The 13,055-nt window shown below is 71.7% G+C and carries 12 protein-coding genes; 9 read left to right on the top strand and 3 right to left on the bottom strand.

Annotation, left to right across the window (positions count from 1 at the left end; translation table 11 throughout):
- The 7 genes from M1L60_RS13745 (at window position 1) to M1L60_RS13715 (ending at window position 6,782) form a co-directional block, all read left to right on the top strand.
- Entirely contained in the window at window positions 1-1,707 is a 1,707-nt protein-coding gene (locus M1L60_RS13745) for a ThuA domain-containing protein (RefSeq protein WP_253237776.1), read from the top strand.
- An 80-nt stretch (window positions 1,708-1,787) separates the two neighbouring features.
- Window positions 1,788-2,684: an ABC transporter ATP-binding protein gene (locus tag M1L60_RS13740; protein ID WP_253237775.1), complete on the top strand. Its 897-nt coding sequence runs from the start codon at window positions 1,788-1,790 to the stop codon at window positions 2,682-2,684.
- Window positions 2,681-3,430 carry an ABC transporter permease gene (locus tag M1L60_RS13735; RefSeq protein ID WP_253237774.1) on the top strand — a complete coding sequence of 250 codons (750 nt, stop codon included), beginning with the start codon at window positions 2,681-2,683 and terminating at the stop codon, window positions 3,428-3,430. The genes M1L60_RS13740 and M1L60_RS13735 overlap by 4 nt, the downstream gene beginning before the upstream one ends.
- 15 nt (window positions 3,431-3,445) lie before the next feature.
- Complete coding sequence (locus M1L60_RS13730; RefSeq protein WP_253237773.1) at window positions 3,446-4,600, top strand: sensor histidine kinase; 1,155 nt, start codon at window positions 3,446-3,448, stop codon at window positions 4,598-4,600.
- A complete protein-coding gene (locus M1L60_RS13725; RefSeq protein ID WP_253237772.1) occupies window positions 4,597-5,253 on the top strand; it encodes a response regulator in 657 nt (218 codons plus the stop codon). Before M1L60_RS13730 ends, M1L60_RS13725 begins: the two co-directional genes overlap by 4 nt.
- 103 nt (window positions 5,254-5,356) lie before the next feature.
- Complete coding sequence (locus M1L60_RS13720; protein ID WP_253237771.1) at window positions 5,357-5,569, top strand: DUF397 domain-containing protein; 213 nt, start codon at window positions 5,357-5,359, stop codon at window positions 5,567-5,569.
- Window positions 5,570-5,585: 16 nt separating this feature from the next.
- Window positions 5,586-6,782 carry an MFS transporter gene (locus tag M1L60_RS13715; protein ID WP_253237770.1) on the top strand — a complete coding sequence of 399 codons (1,197 nt, stop codon included), beginning with the start codon at window positions 5,586-5,588 and terminating at the stop codon, window positions 6,780-6,782.
- Between the two features lie 275 nt (window positions 6,783-7,057).
- Here M1L60_RS13715 and M1L60_RS13710 read toward each other — a convergent pair whose 3' ends face one another.
- The 3 genes from M1L60_RS13710 to M1L60_RS13700 all read right to left on the bottom strand — a co-directional run bounded on the left by M1L60_RS13710 (window position 7,058) and on the right by M1L60_RS13700 (window position 10,938).
- Window positions 7,058-7,666 carry a LysE family translocator gene (locus M1L60_RS13710; protein WP_253237769.1) on the bottom strand — a complete coding sequence of 203 codons (609 nt, stop codon included), beginning with the start codon at window positions 7,664-7,666 and terminating at the stop codon, window positions 7,058-7,060.
- A gap of 258 nt (window positions 7,667-7,924) precedes the next feature.
- A complete protein-coding gene (locus tag M1L60_RS13705; RefSeq protein WP_253237768.1) occupies window positions 7,925-10,249 on the bottom strand; it encodes an ABC transporter permease in 2,325 nt (774 codons plus the stop codon).
- Window positions 10,246-10,938 (bottom strand): ABC transporter ATP-binding protein, encoded by a 693-nt coding sequence (locus M1L60_RS13700; protein ID WP_253237767.1) that lies wholly within the window; start codon window positions 10,936-10,938, stop codon window positions 10,246-10,248. Before M1L60_RS13700 ends, M1L60_RS13705 begins: the two co-directional genes overlap by 4 nt.
- 130 nt (window positions 10,939-11,068) lie before the next feature.
- On the opposite strand from M1L60_RS13700, the gene M1L60_RS13695 reads away from it, so the two are divergent.
- A complete protein-coding gene (locus M1L60_RS13695; RefSeq protein WP_253237766.1) occupies window positions 11,069-12,364 on the top strand; it encodes a sensor histidine kinase in 1,296 nt (431 codons plus the stop codon).
- The gene (locus tag M1L60_RS13690; protein ID WP_253237765.1) at window positions 12,361-13,020 is read left to right on the top strand and encodes a response regulator; all 660 of its coding nucleotides are present in this window, start codon (window positions 12,361-12,363) and stop codon (window positions 13,018-13,020) included. Before M1L60_RS13695 ends, M1L60_RS13690 begins: the two co-directional genes overlap by 4 nt.
- The last annotated feature ends 35 nt before the right edge of the window (window positions 13,021-13,055 follow it).

Below are 13,055 nucleotides of genomic sequence, written 5' to 3'. Positions count from 1 at the left end.
ATGTACTGGAAGAAAGCCGCCGCCTCCCTTCTTCTGGTCGGAGCGGCCCTGGCCGTGCCGGCACCGTCCGCCGCCGCCCCGCTGACCGAGGTTCTCGTCTTCAGCAAGACCGCCCAGTTCCGCCACGGATCCATCCCCCGCGGCATCGCCGCCATCCAGCAACTGGGCGCGGCCAACGGTTTCAGCGTCACCGCGACCGAGGACGCGGGCCAGTTCACCCTGGCCAATCTCGCCCGCTACCAGGCCGTGGTGTTCCTCTCGACCACCGGCGATGTGCTCAACGACGCCCAGCAAACCGCTTTCGAGGCGTACGTGAACAACGGCGGCGGTTTTGCCGGCATCCACGCCGCGGCCGACACCGAGTACGACTGGCCCTGGTACGCGAACCTGGTCGGCGCGTACTTCCACTCGCACCCGGCCAACCAGACCGCCACCGTCCACGTCGAGGACCGGGGCAGCGCCTCCACCTCGCACCTGCCGCAGGCGTGGTCGCGCTACGACGAGTGGTACAACTACCGCACCAACCCCCGGGACGGCGCCAAGGTGCTGGCGACGCTGGACGAGAGCTCGTACTCCGGTGGCAACATGGGCGAGGATCATCCGATCACCTGGTGCAAGAACGTGGGTGCGGGCCGGGCGTGGTACACCGGGCTGGGCCACACCGACGAGTCGTACGCGGAACCGCTCTTCCTGCGCCAGATCCTCGGGGGCATCCAGATCGCGGCGGGCAACCGCCCGGCCGACTGCCGGCCCGAGAGCGGCTACACCCCCTTGTTCGACGGTACGCAGGCCAGCCTCGACCAGTGGCGGCAGGCCGGCCCGGGTGGGTTCACCCTCGCCGACGGCACCATCAGCTCGCAAGGCGGCATGGGGCTGCTGTGGTACCCCGTACGCACATTTGAGAACTACTCGCTCAAGCTCGACTGGATGATGCCGGGCGACGACAACGGCGGCGTCTTCATCGGTTTCCCCGACCCCCAGGGCGACCCGTGGAAGCCGGTCGCCGACGGCCATGAGATCCAGATCGACGCCACCGACGCCGACCCTTCCCGTACGACCGGAAGCGTCTACAGCTTCGCCGCGCCCGACCCCGCGGTCCGGGACGCCGCGCTGAACCCGCCCGGCTCCTGGAACGCGTACGAGATCGCCGTTCACGGTCAACGGGTCGAGGTCTGGCTGAACGGCGTGAAGGTCAACGACTACCTGAGCGACCGCAACATCGCCAACGGCTACATCGGCGTGCAGAACGACGGCGCCGGGCTCGACATCAGCTACCGCAACATCCGCATCAAGACCGACGGCCCGTCCCAGCCGCCCGGCGTCGATCTGGCCCGGGGCGTACGCGGGGTGGCCTCGAGCGTGGAGCCCGGCAGCCTGCACCTGGCGGCCAACGCCACCGACGGCGACGCGGGCACCCGCTGGGGCAGCGCCCACAGCGACCCGCAGTGGCTCCGGCTCGACCTGGGCCAGGCTCGCGCCATCAACCGGGTCAAGCTGACCTGGGAGGCCGCCTATGCCCGGTCCTACCAGATCCAGACCTCCCCCACCGGTCGCACCTGGACCACCGTCTATTCCACCACCACCGGCAACGGCGGCATCGACGACGTCGCGGTCAACGCCACCGGCCGCTTCGTCCGCGTGCTGGGCACCCAACGCGCGACCGGATGGGGCTACTCGCTCTATGACGTGAACGTGTACGGCCGATAGCACCGTGGTACCACGGGCGGCCCACAAGTGCCGCCCGCGGTACCACGATCTTGGCAGCAAACGTATTTAGCGTTGTCACCATGATTCAGGTACGCGAAGTGACCAAGCGGTACGGCGCGAAGACCGTCGTCGACCACCTGTCGTTCACCGCGCAGCCCGGACAGGTCACCGGCTTCCTCGGGCCCAACGGCGCCGGCAAGTCGACGACCATGCGGATGATCGTCGGGCTGGACCGGCCGACCTCGGGTGACGTGCTGGTCAACGGCAAGCCGTACGCGTCGTCCAAGGCCCCGCTGCACGAGATCGGGGTGCTGCTCGAGGCCAAGGCCGTGCACCCGGGCCGCACGGCCGTCAGCCACCTGCTGGCCATGGCCCGTACGCATGGCATCCCCCGCTCCCGCGTCGACGAGGTGCTGGCCCTGGCCGGCCTGTCCGAGGTCGCCCACAAGCGGGTCGGCGCGTTCTCGCTCGGCATGGGCCAGCGGCTCGGCATCGCGGCCGCGCTGCTCGGCGACCCGGCCGTGGTGATGCTGGACGAGCCGGTCAACGGTCTCGACCCCGAGGGCGTGCTGTGGGTGCGCACCCTGCTCTCCGGCCTGGCCGCCGAGGGCCGCACCGTGATGCTCTCCTCGCACCTGATGAGCGAGGTCTCGCTGATCGCCGACCACCTGGTCATCGTCGGCCGGGGCAAGTTGCTGGCCGACACCACGGTGGCCGACTTCGTCACCTCCGAGGGCGTACGGGTCGTCACCGCCGCCCCGGATGCCTTGCGCACGGTGATCGCCGCCCCCGGCGTCACTGTCACCTCGACCGGCGCCGAAGAACTCTTCGTCACCGGCACCTCCGCCCGCGAGATCGGGCTGGCCGCGGCCACCCGTGGCATCCCGCTGTTCGAACTGACCCCGCAGAACGCCTCGCTGGAAGAGGCGTTCATGGACCTGACCCGCGACGCTGTGGAATACGAGGCCGCCCGATGAAGATCACCGCTGGTGGCGTCGTCGCCGCCGAATGGACCAAGTTCTCCTCCCTGCGCTCGACCTGGATCACCACCGGGATCTCGGTGCTGCTGCTGATCGCGTTCGGCGCGATCGCCTCGGCCTCGTTCTCGGGCGACAACCTGTCGGCGGTCGACCTGGCCCTGTCCGGCAGCATCATGGCCGCGCTGGCCGTGGGCGTGCTGGGCGCGCTGCTGGGCGCGAGCGAGTACACGACCGGCATGATCCGGGCCACCCTGGCCGCGGTGCCCCGCCGGACGCCGGTGTTGTGGGCGAAGAGCCTCGTGGCCGGTCTGGCCGCCGTGGTCATGATGACCGCCGGCGCCTTCGCCGCCTTCGCGCTGGGTTCGGCCGTGCTCAACAACGGCGTGGCCGAAATGGCCCTGGGTGACGACGGGGTGCTGCGAGTCCTGTTCGGCGCCGGCCTCTACCTGGGTCTGGTCGCGGTGCTCGGCGTCGCGCTGGGCATGCTCGTCCGGTCCAGCGCCGGGGCCATCGCGATCCTGGCCGGTCTGCTACTGATCGTGCCCGGCCTGGCCGCGCTGCTGCCCGACGCCATCGCCGACGCGATCACCCCGTACCTGCCGAGCAACGCGGGCAACGCCGTCATGGCCCTGACCCAGTCCGACGGCAGCCTGGCGCCGTGGACCGGTCTCGCGGTTTTCGCCGGCTACGTCATCCTGACCCTGGTCGCCGCGGCGTTCCGGCTCAAGAAGTCCGACGCGTAAAGGGACAATGGGCTGATGAGCACGCAGGGATGGCTGGTGGAACAGCAGGCGCGGCTGCGCGCGTCGGACCGGCGCCGCCCGTGGGTCATGGACACCGTGGTCGCCGTTCCGATCGTGCTCTTCAGCATCCCGAACATCATCGAGAGTCCGCTGCCGGCCACGATCGCGACGCTCGTGATCCTGACCCCGCTGTACTGGCGGCGGCGCTACCCGTTCCCGGCGTTCCTGGTCGCGGCGGCCGTCGAGCTGGTCCAGAGCCTGCTCGACGTGGCCGTCGGGGCCGGGGTGATCCTGCTGGTGCTGCTGTTCGGGGTGGCGTCCCGCAGCTCGTGGCGGGCCATCGCGTGGTCCTCCGCGATCACGCTGGCCCTGCTGATCAGCGAGATCTACTGGGTCAACCCGGTGGCCGAGAACCGGTTGCTCACCCTGTTCCTCGTGTTCGGCACGTCGTTCGCCGCGGTCGCCTCGGGCGTCGCTGTGCGCACCCGCCGGGCGTACCTGGTCGAGCTGGAGGACAAGACCGCCCGGCTCGAGGTCGAGCGGGACCAGCGGGCCCGCCTGGCCGTGGCCGACGAGCGGGCCCGGGTGGCCCGCGAGATGCACGACATCGTCGGCCACCACGTGTCGGTGATCGTGGGCCTGGCCGACGGCGGGGCCGCCCTGGCCACCGCGCGGGCCGAGCAGACCGCGGAACCGCTGCGCCTGATCGGGGACACCGGCCGGCAGGCGCTGGCCGAGCTGCGCCGGGTGCTGGGCGTGCTGCGCGACCAGGACGCCGACCCCCAGCTGAGCCCGCAACCCGGCATCGACGACCTCGACCGGCTGCTGCCGACCGTGCGGGCGGCCGGGCTGCCGGTCACCTACTCGACCTCGGGCGACCTGCACGCGCTGGGCCGGGGCGTGCAACTCGCGGTCTACCGCATCGTCCAGGAAGCACTGACCAACACCCTCAAGCACGCGGGACCCGGCGCCAGTGCGGACGTCACGCTGGCGGCGGCCGACGGCGAGGTACGGGTCCGGGTGCGGGACAACGGCCGCGGCACCCCCGCGGCCCCGAGCCACGGCCTGGTCGGCATGCGGGAACGGGCCGCCCTGTACGGCGGGGTGGTGACCGCCGGCCCGGCCGAACGCGGCTGGCTGGTCGACGTCGTACTGAAGGAGCCCGCATGACCACCGTGCTGATCGCCGACGACCAACCGTTGCAGCGCCTGGGTTTCAAGATGCTGCTCGACGGCACCTCCGGCATGATCGTGGTCGGCGAGGCGTCGTCCGGCGCCGAGGCGGTGCGGATGGTCGACCAGACCCACCCCGACGTGGTGCTGATGGACGTGCGCATGCCCGGCATGGACGGCATCGAGGCCACCCGCCGCATCACCGCGGCCGGCTCCCGCACCCACGTGCTGATCCTGACCACCTTCGATCTGGACGAATACGTGTACGCCGGTCTGCGCGCCGGGGCCAGCGGTTTCCTGCTCAAGGACGCCCGCCCCGAGGAGCTGCTGGCCGGCATCCGCGCCGTGGCCGAGGGTGACTCGGTGGTGGCGCCCAGCCTGACCCGGAAACTGATGACGGCGTACCTGCAGGATTCGGCCCCGGCGGCACAACTCGACCCTCGGCTGGCCGCCCTGAGCGACCGCGAACGCGAGGTGCTCGAGGCCATCGGCCAGGGCGCCACCAACACCGAGATCGCGGAACGCTTCACCCTGACCGAATCGACGGTGAAAAAGCACGTCGGCCGGGTCCTGGCCAAGATCGGCGCCCGCGACCGCATCCAGGCCGTGATTTTCGCGTACGACAACGGCCTGGTCCAACCCCGCAACTGACCCGAACTTGCACGCACCTGCGTGGTAGATACCCGCGGCGAACCGGTCCTAGGTTGCCGGTCAGTGCCTTCACCCGAGAGGCGCACTGATCACGGGAGGAACCATGGACAAGGGTCTCGACTTCACCGACGCCACTTGGATCAAGAGCGTACGCAGCTGGGACGAGAACTGCGTCGAGGTGGCATTCGTGTCCGGCGGTGTCGGCGTCCGCGACTCCAAGAACACCGACGGGCCGATCCTGTCGTTCACCGACGCCGAATGGGACGCTTTCGCCGCAGGTGTGAAGGACGGCGAGATCCGGCGCCCCCTCGCCTGACTGCGATCCTGTACGCGTGAGCACCCATCAGGTGTCCGAGCGGCACGCCGGTATCCGGCGTGCCGCTCCCCTGCTCGCCGCCAAGGCCATTTCGGTCACTGGGGACGGCGCGCTCACGGTCGCGGTGCCGCTGCTCGCCGCGTCGCTGACCAGTGACCCGTTCACGCTGTCGGTCGTCTCGGCCGCGGTGCTGCTGCCCTGGCTGATGTTCGGGCTGCCCGCGGGCGCGCTGGCCGACCGCTGGTCCCGCCGCCGCACCATGATCGTCGCCGACCTGGCCCGGGCCGCGATCCTGGTCGCGCTGGTGATCCTGCTGCTGACGGGCCAGGCCGGCATCGGCGTACTGGTCGTGGCGGTGCTGGCCATCGGGATCGGCACCTGCCTGTTCGACGCGGCCGCGCAGGGCGCTATCCCGGTGCTGGTGGGCCGGGACAAGGCCGTGCTCACCCACGTCAACGGCCGGTTCGCCGCATACGACACCATCGGCCGCAGCTTCGCCGGACCGGCTCTCGGTTCCGCCGGTTTCGCCCTCGGGCGCAGCCTGCCCTTCGCGGCCGACGCGCTCAGCTTCCTGGCCTCGGCCTATTTCGTACGCAAGCTGCCCGAGCTGCACATCCAGCGCCCCCGCACCAGCATCGCGGCTGACATCCGCGAGGGCCTACGCTTCGTCACCGGCCATCGCGACGTGCGCTTCCTCATCGTGGCCGCCTGCGTGAACAACAGCGCGTTCGTCTGTGCCTTCGCCACCTTCGTCCTCTACGCCACCGAGGTCCTGCGGGTGCCCCCCGCCTGGTACGGCATCCTCATCGCAGCCAGCGCGGCCGGCGCCCTGGCCGCCGAATGGTGGGTGGAGCCGCTCACCCGCCGCCTCAGCCACTGGCACGCGCTCGCCCTGTCGTGTGCGGGCCAAGCCATCGCCTGGGCCGGCATCGCGCTCGGCGGCAACGTGTGGCTGACCGCGGCCCTGCTCGCCCTCTTCGGAGCCACCAGCGGCATCGGCGCCGTCGCCCTCATGTCCGCCCGCCAGGAAGCCACCCCCGACGAACTGCTTGGCCGAGTCACCAGCGTCTTCCGGATAGCCGGCACGGGCATCACCGCCCTCGCCGCCCTGCTCGGCGGTGCGCTGGCTACCGCCTACGGCCTGACCACCCCCATGTACGCGGCCGCCGCCGCCCTGGCCCTGCTGGCCGCCCTCATCCGCCTGCGCCGCTAGGCTCGGTCTCCGGCTCGCCCAGGCTAGGAACAGTTGGACCCGGTCAATGCGAATCTTCCGAGGCGACCAGGCTCACCCACCCTAGGAACGGATCGGCTCGACCAACCCCAGCCTCCCCATGGCACTCAAGTTGACCCGTCCTAGGAACGGGTCAGCACGACCAGCCCAGCTTCCCCCGACATGTAAGCCGGCCCATCCTAGGAACGAGTCGGCACGACCAGCCCACCTTCCCCACGGCACTCAAGCAGGCCCACCCTAGGAACGAGTTGGCGCGGTCAGGCCAGGTCGTCGACGGCGAGCAGGGTGGCCAGGCCCAGGAAGACGACGCCGGCGCCGAAATCGACGCGGCGTTGGGTGCGGGCCGGGATGCCGGTGGCGCCCAGCCGGGAGCCGACCGCGATGTAGAGCAGGCCGATCACCAGCTCCACCACCAGGTAGGCGAGGCCGAGGACGGCGATCTCGAAGCCTGATGAGGCGAACTGGGGCAGCAGGGCGGCGAACAGCAGCAGAGCCTTGGGGTTGCTGATCGCGACCACGAACTCCCGGACCACGATCGAGCGCGTTCCGCCGCCCGCACCCTCGATGTGGGACGGGCCGGGGTCACGGGCGGCGCTGCGCAGGCTGGTGATGCCGAGCCAGACGAGATAGAGCACACCGACCCACTTGATCACCTCGAGGGCGGTGGCGGAGGTGGCCAGCACCGCCCCCAGCCCGGCCACCACCAGCGCGATCAGCACCACAAAGGCGGCCAGCCGCCCGCCCACGCCGGCCAGCGCCCGGGCCGGGCCGTACCGGACCGCGTTGCTCAAGCCGAGCAGCTGGTTGGCCCCCGGGATGAGCGAAACGAGCACTGCCGCGGGGATGAACCCGGCCCAATCGATCACTGCGCCCTCCCCCGTTGAAGCGCCATGAAGATCCGGCACCCGGCCGACGCCGACTTTAGCGCCGCCGGGCGCCGGACCCGCCCCGGCCGCCTCGGTCGTGGCACTGCTGGACGCCACCCGCACGCTGCTGCCGGACGAGGAGGTCGAGACCGGCGCCGGCCTGAACCTGGCCCATCGCCTGATCGACGAGGGCCGCTACCAGGCGCCGAGTTCGTCATTATGGCGACCCGGCCGACCCTGTCCGGCGAGTAGCCGGGGTCATTCCGTCCGCAGGGCCACCGCGACCCGGGTCTTGGCCGCCCAGCCGGCCGGCAGCAGGGCGCCCGCCACCGCGATGACCAAACCGGCCAGCCCGAGCAGGAGCAGTTCCCCCGAGCCGTACACGTCCAGGACCGAACTCGGCAGGCGGAAGCCCACGCTGCTCGCCATCTCGGTGATGACCGTGCGTTGCAGCAGCACCCCGACCGCCGTGCCGGCCACGCCCCCGATCACCCCGGTGACCACCACCGAGGCGATCACCATGGCCGTGGTCTGCCGCGGTGTCATCCCGAGCGCCTTGTGCACGCCCAGGTCGTGGACGCGTTCGCGGGTCTCGAGCACGACGGTGTTCATCACGCCCAGACCGGCCACCACGATCAGCATCAGGCTGAGCAGCCCGGTCAGCGTGTTGACGATGATGACCATCTCGTCCGGCCCGTGGCTGAGTTCGTCGGCCATCGCGCCCTCCGGCTGCAGGGCCGCCTTCAGACTGTCGGTGTACGCCTCGATGTCGGTGCCGGAGAGCACCGAGACGTAGTACGTCGACGGCACGAGTTCGGGCTCGGCCACGCGCAGGGTCGCGATGTCGGTGACGACCTGCATCCCGTCGTTGTCGGGGTTGAACACCTCGCCCACGATGGTGGCCGGCACCGCGACCCCGTGGCTGGTCAGCGTGATGGTGTCGCCGACCTCCTTACCGGCCGCGGTCAGGAACGGCGTCGACACGATGATCTGCCCCGGTCCGGTCAGCCACCGGCCCGACACCATCCGGTAGTAGCGCGCCGAATCGGGCCCGGTGACGGCCACCGCGTCGAGGTCGCCGCTGATCCCGGCCGCGGTGATCTCGCTGCGGGCCACGCCCATGAAGCCGCCGGTGCCGGTCTGCCCGGCGATCGTCTGCTCGATCGCGGCCGGGTCGTCGAACGGTTCCGGCTCCCGGGGGCCCGGTCGCGCCCCCTTCTCGTGCAGGGCGTTGACCTGGATGTCGGCGAGGTCCTCGACCTCCTGGACCCGGTTCAGCGACGTGCCGAGCCCGATCGCGAAGGTGACCGCGGCCGCGCCGAACGCGATGGCGGCGACGATGCTGACCGCCCGCACGGGCCGCGCGAACGGGTGGGCCAGGCCCAGCGTCACCGGTCGCGGGAGCGGCAGCCGGCTGGTCAACCGGGTCGCCCAGCGGCCGCGGCCGGGTTGCGGGGTGCGGCCGACGGCCAGCGCGTCGACGCTGCGCAGCCGCCCGGCCCGGGCCGACGCGGCCACGGCGGTCAGCGCCACCAGGGCCAGGGCGCCCCCGGCCACGAGGGCGTCGACCGCGGGCGAGACGCCGCTGTCGTTCGTTCCGTAAAGCTGGTTGGTCTGGGCGAGGATCGGGAGCATCAGCAGATTGCCGGCGACCACCCCGAGCGCCGCCCCGACCGCGGCCGGGATGAGCGCCTGACCGACGTAGGCCCGGGTGACCTGGGCCGGGGTGAAGCCGAGGGCCTTGAGGATGCCGATCCGGCGGGTCGAGGTCGACACCGCGCCCGCGATCACGTTGCCGATGATCAGCACCGCCATGACCACGCCGAGCAGGCCGAACGCGATCAGGAAGGGCACCAGCAGGATGGTGTCGCTGATCGCGTCGCGGCGGATGTCCAGCCAGGACACCGAACCGGCCATCGGGGCGAGCTTCTCGATCGCCGTCCGGCCCGCGCTGACCTGCTCCGCGGTGTCGGCCGCAGAGAAGCGATACAGCATTTGGTACGTACGTGGACCGTCCCCGGCGAAGGCAGCGAGCTGGGCCGGGGTGGTCCAGGCGCCGGCCGTGTCGCTGGCCGACCGGGCGATCCCGACCACGGTGAGCTGGGTGTCACCGGCCTTCCACTGCCGACCCACCACCCCCCGCCCGAACCGCATCCGGTCGCCCGAGGCCAGCACGATCTCGCCCGGGGCGGTGGCCCACCGGCCCTCGTCCAGCACCACCCGGTCGACCGTCCCGCCCGCGTCGGCCCGCCCGACGACGATGATCGGCGGCACCGGGTGGCCGAAGTGGTCTATCAGTTCGACCTGCGCGGTGCGGAACGGCCCGGCCGACGCGGCCACCCCGGTCGCGCCCGCCGTGGCCGCCAGCTGGGTCCCGGTGACCGCGCCGGGGTCGAACTGGGCGCTCAGGTGCGCGCCTTTCTGCTGGTCGAAGGCCCGGTCGAACGGCCCCTGGGAGGCCGCCAGCAGCGAGCCGCCGAGCACGGCCGAGGTCACCGCGATCATGACGACCAGGCCGATCACCACGGTCTGGACCCGCTTGCGGCCGACCCCCGAGCGGACCACCCGGGACAACGCGCTCATCGCAGCACCTCCAGCGCGGTGTCGGTGGCGACCCGCCCGTCGAGCAGCTGCACCGTCCGGGTCGCGCACCGCTCGGCCAGCACCAGGTCGTGGGTGACCAGGACGACGGTCTGACCGTCGGCGTGCAGCTCGGTCAGCAGCCGCATGACGTCCTCGCCGGAGGCGGTGTCGAGGGCCCCGGTCGGTTCGTCGGCCAGCAGCAACGCCGGCTTGTTCATCAGGGCCCGGGCCACGGCGACCCGCTGCCGTTCCCCACCCGACAGCCGGCCGGGGTAGGCGGCGGCGTGTCGGTCGACGCCGAGGCGGCCGAGCAGTTCGGTGGCCCGGCGCTCGGCCGTGCCGCGGCTCATCCCGGCCAGCTGGGCCGGCAGCATCACGTTGTCGGCCACGGTCAGGTCGTCGAGCAGGTTGAAGAACTGGAAGACCAGGCCGATCCGGGCCCGGCGGTACTTGGCCGAGGCCGCCTCGCCCAGCTGGTCGACCCGGACCCCGTCCACGGTGACCGTGCCCGCGCTGGGCCGGTCGAGCCCGGCCACCAGGTTGAGCAACGTCGACTTGCCGCTGCCGGACGGGCCCAGGATCGCCACCGCCTCACCCGGCGCGATGCTCAGGGACACGTCGTTCAAGGCCGGCGGTCCCTCGTCGTACCGGCGGGTGACCTCATGCAGTTCGATCAATGGCGTAGTCATGGGCCTGACGCTAGGGACGAGTCCGAACCGGACACATCGGCAGCGGGAGGCATCTTCGCGAGGGCGTCATCCCTGCGATGTAGTCCAGGGAAGGATGCCCTCGACCCGGTGCGGCGGCGAGAATCGGTCGATGATGCGCACCAGGCTGTGGGCCGCCGTCCGGTCGCTGGCCCGCCCGGCCGGGCCGCTGCCGCCGTTGTCGCGCCGGGGCCAGCTGTTCGACCTGCTCCTCGCGGCCGGGCTCGGCCTGGTCGCGCTCGCCTCCGGGCGCTCCGACAGCAGGGGGCCGTACCGGGTCGAGTTCGATCCGCGGATGCTGGACCTGCCGGCCCGACCGGTGCCCCCGACGCCCCCGGACCCGGTGTGGCCGCCGTTCCTGCCGGTCGAGGACAACCCCAACACGGGCTGGACGGCGGTGCTGATCATGCTGGTCGTGCTGCCGTTGGTGTTCCGCCGCCGCTACCCGCTGGCGGTGCTCTGGGTCGTGCTGGCCATGGCCGTGGTGGTCGATGACGATCCGTCGGCGTTGCGCCTCTCGTTCTTCGCCTGTGTGATCGCCGGCTACAGCGCGGCGGTCTTCAGCCCGTACAAAATCCCGGCTCTGGCCAGTCTGCCGGTGGCCGCGTTGCTGCATGCGGGGCTGCAGTCGGACGCCAGCTCGGTCTCCGACAGCGCCGTGCCGTTCCTGATCCTGCTGCCGATCGGGGTCGCCGCCGAAGGGCTGCGCCGGTGGCGGAAACACGCCGACGACGGCCGGGCCCGGATGGCGGCCATGGAACACGAGCAGATCGAGGCGCTGCGCCGGGCGACCGAGGTCGAACGGGCCCGGATCGCCCGCGAGCTGCACGACGTGGTGACCCACAACGTCAGCGTGATGGTGATCCAGGCCGGCGCGGCCCGCAAGGTCATGGAGACCACGCCCGAGGACGCTCGTACCGCGCTGCTCTCGGTCGAAGCCAGCGGCCGGGCCGCGATGACCGAGTTGCGCCACGTGATGGGGCTGCTCACGGTGCCCGGCGAGGAGGACGACCTGGCTCCGCAGCCCGGGCTCGGTGGCCTGGCCGCCCTGGTCGACCGGGTGCGCGACTCCGGGGTCGAGGTCGAGCTGGTCGAGCGCGGGCAGCGCGGGTCGCTGCCGTCCGGCGTCGAGCTGGCCGTCTACCGGCTGGTGCAGGAGGCGCTGACCAACACTGTCAAGCACGCGTCCGGCGCCGCCGTGCGGGTGCTGGTCGAGTACGCCGAGGACGTCCTGAAGGCCGAGGTCACCGACACCGGTGGACGAGGCGGGGCGACCGCCACCGGCAGCGGGCAGGGGCTGATCGGACTGCGGGAACGGCTCGCGGTCTACGGTGGAACGCTCGAGGCCGGCCCGCGGCTGCGCGGCGGCTATCGCGTACGGGCCCGAATCCCCCTGGAGGCGACATGACCGACCCGTTGCGGGTGGTGGTCGTCGACGACCAGGCGCTGGTCCGCGCGGGCTTCCGGATGATCCTCAGCGCCGACGGCATCGAGGTGGTGGCCGAGGCCACGAACGGTTCCGAGGCGGTCGACGCGGTGCGCCGGCACCACCCGGACGTGGTCCTGATGGACATCCGCATGCCCGTCATGGACGGCCTGACCGCGACCCGCCACATCCTGACCGGGGCCGGCGAGGCGCCGCGGGTCATCATGCTCACCACCTTCGACCTCGACCAGTACGTGTACGCGGCCCTGACCGCCGGGGCCAGCGGCTTCCTGCTCAAGGACGTCACCCCCGAGCAACTGGTGGGCGCCGTCCGCCTGGTCCGCACCGGTGACGCCCTGCTCGCCCCGGCCATCACCCGCCGCCTGGTGCAACGGTTCGCCCAGCACGACACCGAACCCGCGCCGCCGCACCGTGACCTGGCCGCGCTGACCCCACGCGAGCTCGAGGTGCTGGAGCTGCTGGCCCACGGCCTGAGCAACGCCGAGCTGGCCGCCCGCCTGCATCTGTCCGAGGCCACGGTCAAGACGCACGTGGCCCGCATCCTGGCCAAGCTGGGCCTGCGCGACCGCGTCCAGGCTGTGGTCGTCGCCTACCGCACCGGCCTGGTCGCCCCCTGAAACCCGCTCGCGCAACCGCGGCGGGCCGTGTGATC

The sequence above is a fragment of the Paractinoplanes aksuensis genome (assembly GCF_024137025.1).
Lineage (GTDB): Bacteria > Actinomycetota > Actinomycetes > Mycobacteriales > Micromonosporaceae > Actinoplanes > Actinoplanes aksuensis.
The sequence above is the reverse complement of the archived record's forward strand: the minus strand, read 5'-3'. Positions and strand labels throughout refer to the sequence as shown.